Raw genomic sequence first — 17,086 nt, forward strand, 5'->3', positions numbered from 1 at the left:
ATGTAGTCTACGCATAGGTTACGGATGGAAATTAGTGGTGCAGTCATGATTATTTATCTCCGCTCCATAGTGCATTTTGTGGTGCCAGTTCAGGCTCACGCTCTTTCTTGTCTTTTGCTGCTAGTTTTTTCCAGCGTTTCATGCCTTTGTGAGAACGAAGTTGAGGGTTCGCAATTTCGTCAACGGCAAAGTTCAACAGAGCAAGACCAGTAACCAGTAATGTTAGGGCAATACAAGGTGCTAGTACTTCCCACCATGCGCCAATCAGCATGGCTGATGAGGTTTGCACGTTGTAAAGCATGATGCCCCAACTGATCGTGTTGGCATCACCCAAACCTAGGAACGAAATGACCGCTTCAGTGTTGATCGCCAGCATTACTGAGCCAATGAAGCTCGCACCGACAATTGGGATAAGGTTTGGTAAAATCTCAACAAAGATGATGCGGAATGAAGACTCTCCCAATACTTCGGCGGCTTTAACGAACTCTTTCTCGCGTAGTGCCATAGTTTGAGAGCGGACAACACGTGCACCCCATGCCCAAGAAGTACCAGCGATAATCAAGGCAATAGTGAGTGGGCCTGCTTCACCGATAAAGGCCGCCAACACGAATAGCAATGGATACTGCGGAATTACTAACATGATGTTCATCGCGGCACTCAATACGTCATCCACTTTGCCGCCGAAGTAACCTGCCGATATACCAATGACTGTTGCTAAGAAGCACACGATGATGCCAGCGCCAAAGCCTACACCCAGTGATACTCGTGCACCGTAAGCCACTTGCGACCAGATATCGCGACCCATTCGGCTAGTACCTAATACGTGGTCGGCCTTTTTAGACATAATCAGTGTACGACGATCGTCTGCTAGGTTTTTAGCAACCCAACCATCAGGGTTGTTTTGTGCCTGTTTTACAACAAAGCTTGGGTATTCGTGTGGGTTACCGGTTCGCTTGTCTGGCGCATGCTTTGTAAGTAAAGGAGCGGCAATCGCAACGAACACGAACAGCGTAACAATGCCAAGACCAATGCGAGCAAATGCGTTACCTAAAATAAGTTTGAATAGTTCTTTCATGATTATTTGCCTCCCGTACGTAGGCGAGGGTCTAGAATCATGTACAGCATGTCAGCCATTAAGTTGAAGCACAGCATGAACATCGTCATGATAATTAACTGACCTTGAAGTACTTGGTAGTCACGAGCGTGAATTGCGTTCAATAGAACAGTACCTAGGCCTGGGTAGTTGAAAATCATCTCGATGATTAATTGACCACCGATGGCCATACCTAAAGACATAGACAGTGCGGTAACACTTGGAAGTAGTGCGTTACGTGCGGCGTAATTAAAGACGACGCGGTTTTCACTCAGCCCTTTACCTTTAGCCATCGTGATATAGTCTTCGGCGAGAAGGTTGATCATGTTGTTACGCATGTTAACTAGGAAGCCACCAATTTGAACGATGGTTGCACAGAATAGAGGTAGTACAGCGTGGTAACCCACGTTCTTGATGAACTCCCAGCTTGTCCAATCAGGAATAGTACCTGGCGTGTAAGCATAGCCAGATGGGAACCATTTCAGGCCAATCGCAAAGGTAAACAGTGCTAACATTGCGATAACCATTTGTGGAATCGCTTGAATGATCAATGTGCCAGGCGTTACGAATGCATCGTACTTACTACCGCGCTTCCAGGCGGCAAAAATACCAAGGACAGAAGCGATGGAGAAAGAAAGTACAACCGCAGTACCAGCTAGAAATAGTGACCAGCCAAATGCACTACCTAGTAAAGAATTAACTGAAAGAGGGTAGAACTGGATTGATGTACCTAGCTCCCAACTTAGAATGTTTTTAATGTACGAGAAGTACTGAATGTAAATTGGCCCATCAACGAAACCGAGCAGTTCTTTCATTGCTGCGATTCGTTCTGGAGTCACCTGTACTGAAGCATTAGCAAACATCATGGTAACTGGGTCACCAGGCATTGCTCGCGGAATAATAAAGTTTAACGTCGCTGCAACTAAGAGCGCGACAAGATAGAACGACAAACGTCTTAAAAAATAACCCATAACTCACACCTTACTCACCCAGATTTTTTCCCTGTTTCTGGTTTCAGGTCGCTCCTAGCGAAATTTAGAGCGAAAAATCCCCTGACGACGAGCGCCACATATTGGTTTCGTTAACAAGGGATTTTTATAGGCGGCACACGGGATGCATGCCGCTTGAAATGAACTTCTACTTATTTAACTGGTTTTAGGTCCAGTACGTGAAGTAGACGCTCTGGGATACCTGCCCAAATGTTTGGACGGCCCTTAGGGTTTTCTTCGTTCCACCAACCAGTGAAGCGAGTTGTGTTGTATTGGTACATGTACGCGCCAGATAGCACAGGAATAGTTACTTGGTCCTGAGCAATGATCTTCTGAATGCCATGAGCGATCTCTAGCTGTTCTTGCTTATCTGCTGTCTTGTAGAAGCTGTTAAGAAGACCGTCTAGCTTATCGTTCTTGTAGAAGTGCATTGCAAAGCGAGGCATGCCGTCACCAGCTTGTAGCTTCGAGTTGTAGCCACTATCCCAGTACAAGTGTGGATCTGCACCGTGGAAGTAGTTGGTGTAAGCAACGTCGTAAGTACCTTCTAGCATAGCTTGGTTGTATACCGAGAAGTCCGGTGTACGAGCACGAGCTTTAATGCCCACTTCTGCTAGTTGCTCAACGGCTAGTTGTACCGTGTTGTTGAAGTCAGTCCAACCGTTTGGTGATTGAATTAGAAGCTCGAAAGACTTGCCAGATGGTGTATCCACAAAGCCATCTTTGTTTACATCTTTGAAGCCAGCTTTAGCTAGAAGCTTTTTCGCACCTTCCGCGTTGTATGTGTTGTAGCCTTTGTACTTGTTGTGCGTCTCTTCATCAGACCAAGCTTCGAATGCGTAGCCAAGGCCAGATGCGAAGTCGTTCACTGTACCGCCGCCGTAGAAAGCGATATCAATGATAGTTTGACGGTCTAGCGCCATAGAGAACGCACGACGGAAGTCAACGTTAGTTAGTGCTTCGTTTTTCGCAGCGTCTGGGTTTTTGAAGTTCACTACAAATGCTTGAGTACCCGCTGGTGGGTACCAGTAGTGGTGATTCGGACTTGCTGCAGCGTACGTACGGTCGATGTCTGGTACGAATGAAGACGTCCAGTCCATTTCGCCGTTAACGATTTTGCCCAAGAATTGGTCGTTGTTCGCGATTTGTGGCACACGCAGACAATCTACATCTAGGTTGTCAGCATCCCAATAATTCGGGTTCTCACACTGGATATATAGCTGCGGTGTGAAAGTGTCGATTTCAGTAAATGGACCACTGCCTACTGGATTTTCGTTTGTGAATGTTGCTGGATCTTTTACTTTGCTCCATACGTGCTTAGGTACGACTGGTACTTTCGCAATTTCGTAAGGAACGTTTGAGTTTGCTTCGCTTAGACGGAATTTAACTTGGTAGTCGTTAACTTTTTCTACGCCAGTCACCCAAGAGTTGATACCAGATTGGTCTAGCTCTGGCTTCTCTTTAACTAGGTTGAAAGAGTAAACAACATCATCAGCGGTAAACGCTTTGCCATCAGACCATTTTACGCCCTTACGGATATCGAAGGTTACGCTCATCAGGTCATCAGCCATGGTAAAGTTTTCTGCTAGACGAAATACAGGCGTGTTACCGTGCATTTCGTTAAAAACAACGAGCGGCTCGTAAATAAAGTCGGTTGTTGTGTGCAGGTTAGTTGCACCCAAGAAAGGGTTAAAGTTACGAACGAAAGTTGTAAACTCTTTAGGGTGGATAGTCAGTTCACTGCGTTCAGCCGCAGTAGCTACCGATGCAAAACCTGTAGTAGCCGTTGCAATAATTGCTGTTGCTAGTGCTGTTTTTTTAATATTGGCAAGCATAGCTGTTCCTTACTATTTGCTTTCATTTCACTAAATGGAATTGAATGTCATCAATTGATAAACACTCTCTAAGACCTACCTCTTGTACATGCCTTACTCATTACAACATTGAGTTTCGCCAAGAGTGGCCTGTAGGCCTTAGGCAGGAGTAAGAAAACACCTTATCCATAAAATAATCAAACTTGATTCCCGTTAAAAACGTTAAAATCTCTGAGCTCTCCGTTATAAACGTTATTTTGGCTAATTTTAACCAGCATTGGGCCAAAAAATAAACGTTGATATGCGTCGCAGTTTATATCCTTGTTAATAATAAGTGTTGGTGATTACTAACCTGCTGGTCCTTTTTAAATATACGTTTCCTGCTTGTTTTCTAGGTTCGGAGATCTCGCTCACATGCAGAAATGGTGTTAATTAATCAGCTAAAAATTAATCTGCCGTTCTGTTGTGATTAAGTTCGCAATCTCTATCAATAGTTCGTCAAAATCCGCTTGTTATCTGAAAAATGGCCTTTTTTATCGACAGTTTTCTTCCGTTTGTTGTCCTTTTTTTATTGTATGAATGAAGTTTTTTCGGTTGCTCGAACTTACCTAGTTAAGACAAGTTAAATGGATAAGGTCGTACGTTTTGAAGACCAACAATAGATAGCGTTGTCTAACCGAATGTTCGTTATTGGAAATATGTTAATGGGGTAGGAAGAGGCGGTCTCTTTTATCTCAAGGAAGGGAATACTCGAATAACAAAAAAGCCCAGCATGCACGCTGGGCTAGTTTTTTTGATAAATATTAGCTGGTCAATAGTCGCTGTAGTTTATCTCGTTGTGCTTCTATGTATGCTCTCTCGGGGCTCTGTTCTTTGCAGTGTTCGAGAATGAACTCTATCGAGCTTAGCACCGTTCTCCAACGTGGTGTTTTGGGTAATGTTTCTATACGCATGTATTTATCTAAGGTGCGTGTTTGTAAAGTACTTCGGTCTAGATAAACGCGCCACAAGCCACTTTGCTCTGCAAATGCGAATTTACTTTCACCCGTTACAGATTCCCAATACTCTAAAGCATGTGTCATTGCGTCGACTAGAACTTCCCGCATAAGTTCTTGCTTGTCCTTTTTATTACCGAGTGCTTTGTCTGCAAGGCGCGTAAATTCTCCGCCAAGCTCTTTTAGCTTTTGCAATTGGTCTTTGTCACCATCAAATGCATAACTTGAAAGCACTTCTACGGCGGTTTCTAGATTATGTATGCGAGCGGCACTGGCTCCACCGCCGACATTAAAGATGTACATGATATCTAACCCTGAACCTTCAGGGAGCTTAAGAATGTCTGCTTCGATGTTCTGACGAATATCTTCAATATAGATATCAATCTTGCCACAGTAATGAGGTTGTTTGACGGTTAGATATTTAGGGGCAATCAGCTCATCAGCAGATGAGCGCTTTAGCTGTTCTAAGCTGCGCTTGAATAGCTTACAAGCAGCTTCGTTAGCAAAGCGAATACGCTTGTCTTCACGTAGACAGATGATAGCTTCAGGAGCCGATTCTAGCTGTTCCAACAAACGACCTTGAGTCTCAAGTAAGCTTGCTTCAACGACTGCTCGCTGTCTAAGTTCAGACTCTAGCACTTTGTTTTCCATATGGCGCATTTCTGCTTTACTTGCCGTTAAATGCGCTTGGATACGTGCCGCCAACTCTTGTTTATTAAATGGTTTCGATAAATAGTCGTTGGCTCCTGCTTCAAAACCTCTTACACGATCTTCTGTTTGACTGAGTGCGGTGAGCATAATGATTGGCAACTCGGCATGATCATAGGTTTCACGTAGTTCACTACAAACTTGGTAGCCGCTCATGCCTGGCATCATGATATCCAATAACAGAAGTTCCGGCTTCTCTTGCTCGACGAGCGCTAACGTTTCTGGCCCATCGGAGACGGTACGCACACGATAGCCCTCTAAACGTAAAAAGCTTTCAAGCACGCGTAAGTTTACTGGTTCATCGTCAGCAACATACAGTAACGGGCCGTCTGGGTTCTCTGGAAGTGATAAGTCTTCGCTGTTCTCTACATTAACTTCAGGAATTTGGAAGTGCCCGTGCGCAGCTAGAGTCTGGGTTGCTTGGATTTCTTCTTCACTGGCGAGCGGTAAAGTGAAACTGAAGGTAGTTCCGACCATTGGTTGGCTACTGACGTATAACGAGCCTCCCATTAATTCGATCAATTGCCGGCTAATGGAGAGCCCAAGCCCTGCACCTTGACGATAACGGCTCGCGTCTTGCCCTGCTTGGATAAGTGGTTCAAAAATATGCTCAAGTTGTTCTGCGGGAATTCCTTGTCCAGTATCCACGACTTGTACGCGTACATGATCATCTACCACATTAGCGGAGATAACAATTTTACCTTCTGAGGTGTATTTAATCGCATTGCCAATCAGGTTATATAGCACTTGTTCAAGGCGTTGCGGGTCAGCTGATACTGCTTTTAAATCCGCTGGGACTTGGTTGATGATGCGGATGGTTTTACTTCCGAGTAAATGGCTAGAAAGCTCTAAAACCAATCGTGTTGCACTGCCCAAACTCACTGCTGATTTCTGGATATCCATGCTTCCATAACGCATTTTATGATAATCCAACAAGTCATCGACTAGATTAGCGAGACGCTGACCACTTTTAATGATGATATCAAGCTGATATTTCTGGCTAGCGGGGATCGCACCATTGGCGCCGGACGCTAAGGTTTCAGCAATCCCGACCATGCCGTGTAACGGTGTACGAAGTTCATGAGAAGTCGTGGCTAAGAATTCATCTTTTAATTTATCGGCCAATTGCAGTTCTTCATTCTGTTTTTGAATGATCTGTATGTTGCTTTCTAGTTCTTCATTTTGCTTCTTAATGGTTTGAATCTTCTCTCGAATAGAGCGTTGCATTCGTTCAAAGCTTAACGCAAGCCGACCAATTTCATCTTTACGAACCGTATTAAAAGACGTGTCATCAAGATCCCCTGCAGAGACCTTTTCGGCAACCCAAGTCAATTTCAGCAACGGAGAAGTGATAAAGTTTGATAAATAGTGAGAAGCGATCACCACAAGGATAATGGCGATCAACATAGCGATAACGAATAGTTTTTCGAGTTGATGGATACGAGCGAAAGCTTCGTTTTCTGGTAACTGTACGACGAGCGCCCAAATCACACCACGAGTTTCAATCGGTGCATAAGCCGCGATGATCTCTTCACCTAAACCGTTTGTGTAAGTGCCGACACCAAATGCACCAGAGAGTGCTTTATCGATCACTTCTAAACTGTTCTTAATGTCGTCTTGTTTCGTGTTAATTGTGCGAGGTTGGTGATCATTTCCAACCAGCAAGGTGTTAATTGATGACTCTCGGTTGGCGTCTGCGGCTAACTTAGTGATGCCATTATTTGGCAAGCGGAACATGGCATAGCTGTGTAGATAACCTTGCTGAACAATTGGTGCACCTAGCCAAGCGACTGATTTCCCCCCTTCCAGCTCGAAGTCAGACACAATCACAGGAGTGTAGTCTTCGTTTACTTTTCGACGTTCAGTCACATCATCGGCGAGACGCTTGAAAGTTTTGCCAAGTGCCGAGTCTTTGTAGGGGCCTGATAACAAGTTCGTTCCGTAGTTATCGTCTTTGTTGATCGAGTAGGTGACGTTACCATTGATGTCGACCAGCAAAATGTCATTAAAATCAGAGCGCTTGAGGAGCTCTAAGTAGGCCCAATGATAGCGTTTATGTAAAAGTCGGTAACGTTCACTTCCTACATAGTTGGATGACTCGGGTAACGTTGAGGTTTTGATTTGGTCTCCGCTGCCCTCGATGTAGCGCTGTTGGGCGTTTTTACGAGACTCTTCAATATCATTGCCTAAACGACTAAAGGCATTGACGAGACCATAGAATCGGCCACCACTGGCGTAAGCCAGCTCTGAGCGCACAAAGCCCATGACTTCGGTTTCTCGTGCCTCAAAGTAGTCGATGATTTGCTGCTGTTTTGTATCTCGAACAGACAGTAAGTGCGAGGTGCTTTGTTCTTGCAGATCTTTACTGTGGGACTGCAAGAAAAAGATCGCAGTAATGGTAAGAGGTGTGATACTGAGCACCAGAAATGCGGTCATCAGTGTACTCTGAAGGCGCTTAAATTTCTGTTTTTTGTAGAATTTAAACATGGATAAGATTACAACTCATAATGGGCAGTTCTAAAACATACTTCGCTGCCGAGGTTCTCGTTAAAAACGGATAAGATGTTCAACTAGATAGAATTAACAAAATTAACGAGTTTTTTTTCTTTGACAAGAAAGTTAGTTGTAAAGCGTGCAGGGTGACGCAGTTTTTCTTATGAGTGTTGAATTTATGAGAAAAAATCGCGCAGGTTTATGCCTGCGCGGGGGAAGTTATGATTTTTTCGCGTAGTAGATAGAAAATTTATTGGTCTTATTTAGCGTCTCGCAATTATTAAACGCCCGCTCGATAATTGGTGGGTATTTTAAGAAGCTATTCGCGACAATCACCATTTCGCCATCTTTGGTTAGATATTGTGGTGCCTGACCCAACAAGGTTTCCGCTGCGTTGTAATTTGTGTCTAAACCACTGTGGAATGGCGGGTTGCTGACGATAAAGCGGTAGTCTTTTGCGGTATCCGAGTATATATCTGATGCAAATACGCGTCCGGATAAACCATTCGCTTCTAATGTGGCTTGGCTAGAAGTGATCGCATAAGCATTAATGTCACACATCTCAATCGCGATCTCTGGATTCGCTTTCGCCATAAACGCACCGAGTACACCTGCACCACAACCAAAGTCGAGCACTTTGCCCGACAGCTTAGGTAAGGTTTCAAGCAGCAATCGGCTACCTAAGTCGAACTCGCCATGGCTGAATACGCCAGGTAGGCTCTTAACCGCTAGCGACTGCTCACCGAGTGTAACAGTGTAAGACTTAAACCAATCTGCTTGGTTGAAAGGTTTTGGTTCATTGAGGCAATTACCCCAGTAAAATGAGCAGCGACGAGCAGAGTCGTACTTGTTCACAGGGCCGTATTCTTGGAACATCTTCTCGATGCTCTTGATGCCGGAGCGGTTTTCACCAACGATGACGATTTCGGTGTTAATGCCCAGTTTCGCCATCAACATCGCCAGCAAGTATTCTGCTTCGGCTTTTGCTTTTGGCCAGTATAAAAGGACCATGTCTGCTTTTGTTTCGGCATCAAACACAGAGCCAAAATGACTTTTCACTTTGTCAGAGGTTTGAATTTGGCGGTAGTAGCTATAGTTGGAAGTAAACACTTCAACAGACTCACAATGAGCCACTAACTCAAGAGGAAATAGGTCTTCAACTTCACCAGCGACTAAAACGTGTTTTCCGTTGAAGTATTCAAGTTGGCGCTGAGCTATTTGGCTAGGAGCGATATAAGCAGACATAAATTTGGTTCATCAGAAATAATTTGGGGCAGATTTTCGCACAATCTGCCCCAAGCTTGAAGTGATTAAGCGGTGACTAGCTGTTGTCTTGTTGGTTAAGGAAGTCTTTGAATTCTTCCTCGTAGATATTAAACAGTACCATGGTCACGGCAAAAATAAGTGGGCCGTAGATAAGACCAATCAAACCAAACAGATGCAGACCACCCAGTAATGAGAAGAAAATCATAAGGGTATTCATGCCGGCGCTGCCTTGCATTAGCAACGGACGTAATAGGTTATCTATAGAGCCAACGATAACTACACTCCACACCGTCAAGAAGATAGCCCAAGTCATATCGCCTGTTAAGAACAAGTACGCTGCTGCAGGAATCCAGATTAGCGCGGTTCCTACCACTGGAATGAATGATGCAAAGCCCATCATTGTTCCCCAAAATAACCCAGGGAAACCGGCGAGCCACATACCGATACCGCCAGCCAAACCTTGAGCAATCGCTGTCATGAATGAGCCCATTACGGCTGATTTAGAAACTTGCTCTATCTCTGTCAATATGCGGTCTTCTTGGCTACGTGAGAGTGGCAGGATATGACGAATCGCAGAGATAATTTTGTCGTGGTCACGAAGCAGAAAAAACAGCACAAACAGCATCAGGAAGAAGTTCATTAGGAAGTTGGTTGCGTCTCCTAAAATCTTTGCGCTGATAGCAACTAAGTTAGAGCCAAACGATGTGGCAAATTGACCAATTTTCTCAGCAATGGCTTTGGGCTCGATTTTATCAAAAGGTAAGTACTCATTAACAATCGCTAAGCCTTTGATAACGAAAGGATGCTGGAATATATCTTGGATACCACCATTGGTAACCCAATTATATGTATTTTGTGAGAAAACAGAGCCTTGCTGAACAATGGCGGCAAACACAAATAAAAGCGGGATAACAATAATAAATGTCAAGACGACACATGACAGCAGTGCCGCCATATTGGGGTGCTTGGGAATTTTCTGCTCAAACCATTCGTGTATCGGAAACATGAGCAAAGAAATGATAAAAGCCATCACAATGGAATTGATATATGGCTCAACCAATAAGTAGCAAGCAAAAGCAGCGGCGAGTAAAGCAACCATTAGTACTCGGTGACTCGACGTTATTTTTACATTATTTGGCATGGTATTAGTCCAACTTACAGGTGACGTTTACGGTTTATGCCTTCAATGATGGCGTGTAACCTTTATTACTTTGCACTCTTAACTCTTTCAAGCTTATGACAATGCCGAATTAGAGCAGGGCGATGTACCTTGCTATAATGACTACAAATCAGTCGGTTATCAATCAAGAGATGAGCTATGGGTTGTTGCAACGGTGATAAAAAGTGTCAAACCGAGAAAAAAGCTAAGCGAATACCGTGGTTTGGCATTGTCGTTGGGGTATTAGCGATATTGGTTATTTTGAATTGGCAATAAAAAAGGACCGTTACGGTCCTTTTCTAAATGCGTTATCGCCGTTTTTAGCGATTATTTCGCTTCTTCTGCAAGAACAGCAAAACAGCGGTCAGCCGCTTCTAGTGTGGCATCAATCTCTTTTGAACCATGAGCGAGTGAAGTAAAGCTCGCTTCAAACGCAGATGGCGCAAGGTAGACACCGTGTTTTAGCATTAAGTGGAAGAAACGCTTGAAGCGTTCTACATCGCACTTCGTTACGTCTTCGTAGCAAGTTACTTTTTCTTGGTCAGTGAAGAAGAAGCCGAACATACCGCCCACTTGGTTAACAACTAGCGGAATACCGTGTTTTTCTGCTAGAGACTTAAAACCTTCAGCAAGTTGTTTCGTTTTAGAAGCTAGGCGCTTTTCGTTGCCTTCTTCTTTTAGAAGGTTCAAACATGCGTAGCCTGCTGCCATTGCGACAGGGTTACCGGAAAGGGTACCAGCTTGGTAAACTGGGCCTGTAGGTGCAACGTATTGCATCACTTCTTTACGGCCACCGAAAGCACCTACTGGCATACCGCCACCAATCACTTTACCCAGTGTCGTTAGGTCGGGTTTGATGTTGTAGTGTGCTTGCGCGCCGCCTAGAGCAACACGGAAGCCTGTCATTACTTCATCAAAAATTAGTAGCGTGCCTTCTTGATCACAGATTTCACGTAGCCCTTCGTGGAAGCCTTCCACTGGTGGAATACAGTTCATGTTGCCTGCTACTGGCTCAACGATGATACAAGCAATTTCGCCTTTGTTAGCAGCAAATAGCTCGCGTACAGAATCTAGGTCGTTGAATGTTGCTGTTAGCGTGTGCTTAGCAAAATCTGCAGGAACGCCAGGAGAGCTTGGTTGGCCTAGAGTTAGTGCACCAGAACCTGCTTTTACTAGCAAGCTGTCAGCATGGCCGTGGTAACAACCTTCAAATTTCATGATCTTGTCGCGACCGGTGAAGCCACGTGCAAGGCGAATCGCGCTCATCGTAGCTTCAGTACCAGAACTTACCATGCGGATTTGCTCCATTGATGGAACAAGCTCAGAAACTAATTCTGCCATCGCGATTTCAAGTTCTGTTGGCGCACCGAAGCTAAGACCGCGTTGCGCTGCATCAATTACTGCTTCGCGGATAACTGCGTGGTTGTGGCCAAGAATCATTGGACCCCAAGAGCCAACGTAATCAATATACGCTTTACCATCGGCATCAAAAATCAGTGGACCGTCTGCTCGTTCGATAAATAGCGGAGAACCGCCAACGCCGTTGAATGCACGAACTGGTGAATTGACACCGCCAGGGATGGTTTGCTGAGCTTTTTGATACAGCTCTGATGATTTGGTCATGGGGTTATCCTCTTTTGATTGCTCGGACCAAGTGGAGCGCATTGTACCTAGCTATAATCAAGTTAGAAACGTTTTGCTTAATTTATGTGTTGTTTCGCAGTGTAATCTTATATATCCGCATCTGTTATAAAGAATCGGCGGCGAATACTTGAACGAGTTTGTCAGGTATTGGATAATCGTCTCAATTAGCACAAATTTGACGTCTTGCTTCAGGCTTGACGCATTACACGAGTGAGAGAGGTCTTCGTGAGCGAAGTAAACGTACCATTATCTTTTTCTGACGCAGCAGCATCTCGCGTTAAAGCATTGATTGCTGAAGAAGAAAACCCAGCATTGAAACTGCGCGTATACATTACTGGCGGCGGCTGCAGCGGCTTCCAATACGGCTTTACTTTTGATGAAAATGTAAACGAAGGCGATACGACAATCGTAAACAGTGGTGTAACACTGGTTGTAGACCCTATGAGTCTGCAATATCTCGTTGGCGGTATTGTTGACTACACAGAAGGGTTGGAAGGAGCGCGCTTCTTCGTAAATAACCCCAATGCAACGACAACATGTGGTTGTGGTGCATCGTTCAGTGTGTAATTAACACCTAACAGGCAGCTAATGGCTGCCTGTGCTTTATGTAGAAGGATGTCACGTAAAGCACACGCTCGCAGATATGCAGAGAAATAATAAAAAGGACTTTATATGTCTGGACTTTCTTTTGGACGCCGAATTGTCGAGCGCCCTTGGCTAGTATCTCTTATCCTCGTCTTACTTCTTGTTGCATGGCTAACCATCGGCCAACTCAAAGCACAAGATGATCATCCTAACTCTTCAACATCCACGAACACGACACCACTTGCAAAGGTGATGTTTGATACTTTTCTTGCCGAACCTACCAGTAAAACCATTGAATTGTATGGACGAACAGCGCCCAATCGTCAAGCGCGTCTTGGCGCCGAAGTTGCCGGTAAAATAGTCAGTCTTAACATAAAGAAAGGCCAAGCGGTCAAACAGGGACAAGTGATCGCAAACATCGATAAGCGCGACCTTGGCATTCAACTTAAACGGGCCCAGGCGATGCTGTTGGTTAAAGAAAAAGAGTTTAATGCAGCTAAATCGCTAAAAAGTCGAGGACTGCAAGGTGAGGTTGCGTTTGCGACAGCGCAAGCAGCGTTGGTAGATGCACGTGCGAATTTGAGTAACGTGCAAACGGCTTTAAGAAATACTGAGGTTAAAGCGCCATTTGATGGCATCGTAGATCACCACTTTGTTGAGTTAGGTGATTTTGTCGGGATTGGCGATCCTATTGCGACGGTCATTGATTTGGATACTTTAGTGATTGAAGCCGATGTCAGTGAACGGCATATACAATACCTTAAGGAAGGCCTAGAAGCCGACGTAAGAACCATTAACCAACAGCATCATCAAGGTCGTGTGCGCTACATTGGACGTGTTTCTTCTGCTTCTACTAATACATTTCCAATTGAAATCGAAATTGATAATCAAGACGCAAGAATTCCTGCTGGTATGAGCGCAGAAGTACAGCTGCCTTTGAGTGAAGTGTTGGCAGTAAAGATTACGGCTGCCATGTTAGCACTCGATGAAGAAGGTAACTTAGGTGTCAAGACACTGCGTAATGAGCATGTTGAGTTTGTTCCAATTCAACTCGTTAAGGCCGAGGATGATGGTGTGTGGCTCTCTGGGTTAGGAGAGCGTGTAGACATTATCGTGCTGGGACAAGGTTTTGTGCGAGATGGTGATCAAGTACTGGCCAATAAAGTTGATGACGTAGTTATTGAAGCGGCTAGTGAGCAGTAAGGAGCACTTATGTACACTCTGATTGATGCTGCGTTATCCCGCGCTCGCACCATGCTGACATTACTGGTGATGATCTTAATTGCCGGTGTCATTACTTACGTCACTATCCCCAAGGAATCGAGTCCAGATATTACCATTCCTATTATCTACGTTTCTGTTGGGCATCAAGGCATTTCTCCTGTCGATGCCGAGCGTTTATTGGTTCGTCCAATAGAGCAAGAGCTGCGTTCAATTGAAGGCGTAAAAGAGATGACCTCTGTGGCATCAGAAGGTCATGCTTCGGTGACGCTGGAATTTAGTGTCGGAGTGGATCTTGATAAAGCGATGGCAGATGTGCGTGATGCGGTTGATCTTGCGAAGCCAAAGTTACCAGAGGACAGTGATGAGCCGACGGTAAACGAAGTCACGTTTGCATCTGAAGAGCCTGTTTTGACTGTTGTGCTCTATGGCACCGTACCAGAGCGAACCATTGTTCAGATTGCCAGAACGTTACGTGATCGTTTGGAAAGTTTCCGTCAGGTTCTTGAGGTTGAAATCGCAGGAGATCGCGAAGACATCGTGGAGATAGTTGTCGATCCGCTATTGATGGAAAGCTACGGTCTCGATCAAGCGGATATCTATAATTTAATTGCCTTGAATAACCGAGTTGTGGCAGCGGGGTTTGTCGATACAGGGTATGGACGCTTTTCGGTAAAAGTCCCATCGGTTTTTGATTCACTGAAAGATGTGCTTGAACTACCGATCAAGGTGAATGGCAAAGAGGTGATCACTTTTGGCGATGTGGCGACAGTACGACGTGCATTTCGCGATCCTGAAAGTTTTGCTCGTTTAGATGGCGAATCTGCCATCGTTTTGGACGTAAAAAAACGGGCAGGGGAAAACATCATTGAAACGGTTGAGCTGGTAAAAGAAGTACTGGCTCAGGGACAGAAGCGCGCCGAGTGGCCCGACAATTTGCAAGTTAAATACACTTGGGATCAATCCGACGATGTCAAATTGATGCTCAGTGATCTACAAAACAATATCTTATCCGCAATTATCCTCGTAGTTATCGTCATTATTGCCATATTGGGGGTTAGGACCGCGCTTCTCGTGGGGATTTCTATTCCAGGATCGTTCTTGACTGGGTTGTTGGTGTTATCGGTATTTGGGCTGACGGTCAATATCGTCGTACTGTTTGCTTTAATTATGGCGGTAGGCATGTTGGTGGATGGTGCCATTGTGGTGACAGAGTTTGCAGATCGGCGCATGCAAGAAGGAACGCCACGTAAAGAAGCCTATCGAGATGCAGCAAAGCGAATGGCCTGGCCGATTACCGCATCCACAGCAACCACATTGGCTGCGTTTGCTCCGTTACTTTTCTGGCCAGACATCACTGGTGAGTTCATGAAGTACTTACCACTTACTTTAATTGCTACCTTGGCCGCTTCGCTGATGATGGCTTTATTGTTCGTTCCTGTCATCGGTGGGATCATTGGCAAGCCTCAAGTAGTCAATCAGAAAGCTCAGCGAGAAATGGTGGAGCTGCATAACGGCAACTTTGAAAAAGCGACAGGCATTACCAAGCTTTATTACCAGACTCTGTCGGTAGCGATTCGTCATCCATGGAAAGTCTTACTCAGCGCGATACTGCTAGCGGCAGGTGTCGGCTTCACTTACAACAAAGCTGGCTTGGGTGCAGAGTTTTTCCCTGAAGTGGACCCTGCCTTTTTTACCGTTAAAGTTCGTTCTTATGGTGACTTGTCTATTCACGAAAAAGATGTTGTTATGCGCGAAATCGAGAAGGTGATGCTCGGTCATGACGAGTTTGAAAGTGTCTACACGCGCACAGGATCGAGCGATAATGGGGACGAGATTGGCCAGATTCAAATAACGCCTGTGGATTGGCAGTATCGACGCAAAGTGAAAACCATTATTGAGGAACTAAAAGAGACGACAGACCGCTTTTATGGTGTTGAACTTGAGTATAAATTCCCGGACGCAGGACCGCCTGTCGAGCATGATCTCGTGATTGAAGTATCATCACGAAACTTGAGTGTTAGTGCGTTAGATGAAGCGGCCAAAAAAGTACGACATTGGGCTGATGGTAATCCTGCACTGACCAACTTGAGTGATACCACTAATAAGGAAGGGATTGATTGGCAAATTGATATCCAGCGAGATGACGCCTCTCGCTTTGCAGCGGATGCTACCTTAGTCGGGAATACCGTCCAGTTTGTTACGAACGGCTTGAAAATAGGCGATTATTTGCCTGATGATGCGGATGAAGAAGTCGATATTTTGGTGCGCTATCCGCAAGATAAGCGCGACATAGGTCGATTTGATCAACTGAGAGTGAAAACGGCAGCTGGTCTGGTACCGATTACGAATTTTGCTCAAATCAAACCAGATCATAAGCAAGACACTATTCGTCGGGTCGACGGTCATCGAGTTATCAATATTAAAGCGGATATGGTGGAAGGTTATAATTTGGCGCTTGAGTTACCTAAGATTGCCGCTGGAATGGAACAGCTCGACTTACCGGAAGGTATTGAATATAAGATTCGGGGTCAAAATGAAGAGCAGGAAAACTCATCAGCATTCTTGCAAAATGCTTTTATTGTCGCGCTTGGTGTGATGGCTTTGATTTTAATTACGCAGTTTAATAGCTTTTATCAAGCTTTCTTAATCCTTAGTGCGGTGCTGTTTTCTACCGTTGGTGTCTTCGCTGGGTTACTTATTTTCCAAAAGCCATTTGGCATCATTATGTCGGGAATTGGAGTGATTGCGTTGGCTGGTATCGTGGTAAACAACAATATTGTTTTAATCGATACTTATAATCAGATGCGTAAACGTGGCTTAGAAAAATCTGAGGCTATTTTGCGTACGGGTGTGCAGCGTTTAAGACCCGTTTTACTCACGACGGTGACCACCATATTAGGCTTATTGCCAATGGTGTTAGAAATGAACATCGACTTAGTTAATCAGAAAGTGGAGTTTGGCGCACCAAGCACTCAATGGTGGTCTCAGCTTGCGACCGCTGTCGCGGGTGGTTTGGCATTTGCGACTTTGCTAACGTTAGTTCTGACACCGTGTTTGCTTATGCTCGGGAGAGAGCATTACTCCGAACAGTAAGCTTTATCGTGATGATATCGACA

General features: G+C 44.8%; 10 protein-coding genes. 3 read left to right on the top strand and 7 right to left on the bottom strand.

Features of this window, described 5'->3' with window-relative positions; translation table 11 throughout:
• Window positions 1-49: 49 nt before the first annotated feature.
• The 7 genes from R7Z10_RS22620 to hemL form a co-directional block, all read right to left on the bottom strand.
• Entirely contained in the window at window positions 50-1,075 is a 1,026-nt protein-coding gene (locus R7Z10_RS22620; protein WP_025768199.1) for an ABC transporter permease, read from the bottom strand.
• 2 nt (window positions 1,076-1,077) lie between these two features.
• On the bottom strand, window positions 1,078-2,064 hold the full coding sequence (locus R7Z10_RS22625) for an ABC transporter permease (RefSeq protein WP_005380038.1): 987 nt from the start codon (window positions 2,062-2,064) through the stop codon (window positions 1,078-1,080).
• A 170-nt stretch (window positions 2,065-2,234) separates the two neighbouring features.
• Window positions 2,235-3,917, bottom strand: coding sequence for an ABC transporter substrate-binding protein (locus tag R7Z10_RS22630; RefSeq protein WP_005380037.1), 1,683 nt, complete (start codon window positions 3,915-3,917; stop codon window positions 2,235-2,237).
• Window positions 3,918-4,699: 782 nt separating this feature from the next.
• A complete protein-coding gene (locus tag R7Z10_RS22635) occupies window positions 4,700-8,086 on the bottom strand; it encodes a response regulator (RefSeq protein ID WP_005380036.1) in 3,387 nt (1,128 codons plus the stop codon).
• A gap of 225 nt (window positions 8,087-8,311) precedes the next feature.
• Window positions 8,312-9,337 carry a 16S rRNA (guanine(1207)-N(2))-methyltransferase RsmC gene (rsmC, locus tag R7Z10_RS22640; protein ID WP_132936916.1) on the bottom strand — a complete coding sequence of 342 codons (1,026 nt, stop codon included), beginning with the start codon at window positions 9,335-9,337 and terminating at the stop codon, window positions 8,312-8,314.
• 76 nt (window positions 9,338-9,413) lie between these two features.
• Entirely contained in the window at window positions 9,414-10,499 is a 1,086-nt protein-coding gene (locus R7Z10_RS22645) for an AI-2E family transporter (protein ID WP_031779035.1), read from the bottom strand.
• Between the two features lie 345 nt (window positions 10,500-10,844).
• The gene (gene hemL, locus R7Z10_RS22650; RefSeq protein WP_054579090.1) at window positions 10,845-12,140 is read right to left on the bottom strand and encodes a glutamate-1-semialdehyde 2,1-aminomutase; all 1,296 of its coding nucleotides are present in this window, start codon (window positions 12,138-12,140) and stop codon (window positions 10,845-10,847) included.
• Window positions 12,141-12,386: 246 nt separating this feature from the next.
• On the opposite strand from hemL, the gene erpA reads away from it, so the two are divergent.
• The 3 genes from erpA to vmeK all read left to right on the top strand — a co-directional run bounded on the left by erpA (window position 12,387) and on the right by vmeK (window position 17,063).
• The gene (gene erpA / locus R7Z10_RS22655; RefSeq protein ID WP_005380031.1) at window positions 12,387-12,728 is read left to right on the top strand and encodes an iron-sulfur cluster insertion protein ErpA; all 342 of its coding nucleotides are present in this window, start codon (window positions 12,387-12,389) and stop codon (window positions 12,726-12,728) included.
• 105 nt (window positions 12,729-12,833) lie between these two features.
• Window positions 12,834-13,949 carry an efflux RND transporter periplasmic adaptor subunit gene (locus R7Z10_RS22660; RefSeq protein ID WP_213872703.1) on the top strand — a complete coding sequence of 372 codons (1,116 nt, stop codon included), beginning with the start codon at window positions 12,834-12,836 and terminating at the stop codon, window positions 13,947-13,949.
• Window positions 13,950-13,958: 9 nt separating this feature from the next.
• Window positions 13,959-17,063: a multidrug efflux RND transporter permease subunit VmeK gene (gene vmeK, locus R7Z10_RS22665; protein ID WP_213872702.1), complete on the top strand. Its 3,105-nt coding sequence runs from the start codon at window positions 13,959-13,961 to the stop codon at window positions 17,061-17,063.
• The last annotated feature ends 23 nt before the right edge of the window (window positions 17,064-17,086 follow it).

Origin of the sequence: Vibrio sp. Vb1018 (genome assembly GCF_033338775.1) — a bacterium.
In the GTDB taxonomy this organism is placed as follows: Bacteria; Pseudomonadota; Gammaproteobacteria; order Enterobacterales; family Vibrionaceae; genus Vibrio; species Vibrio alginolyticus.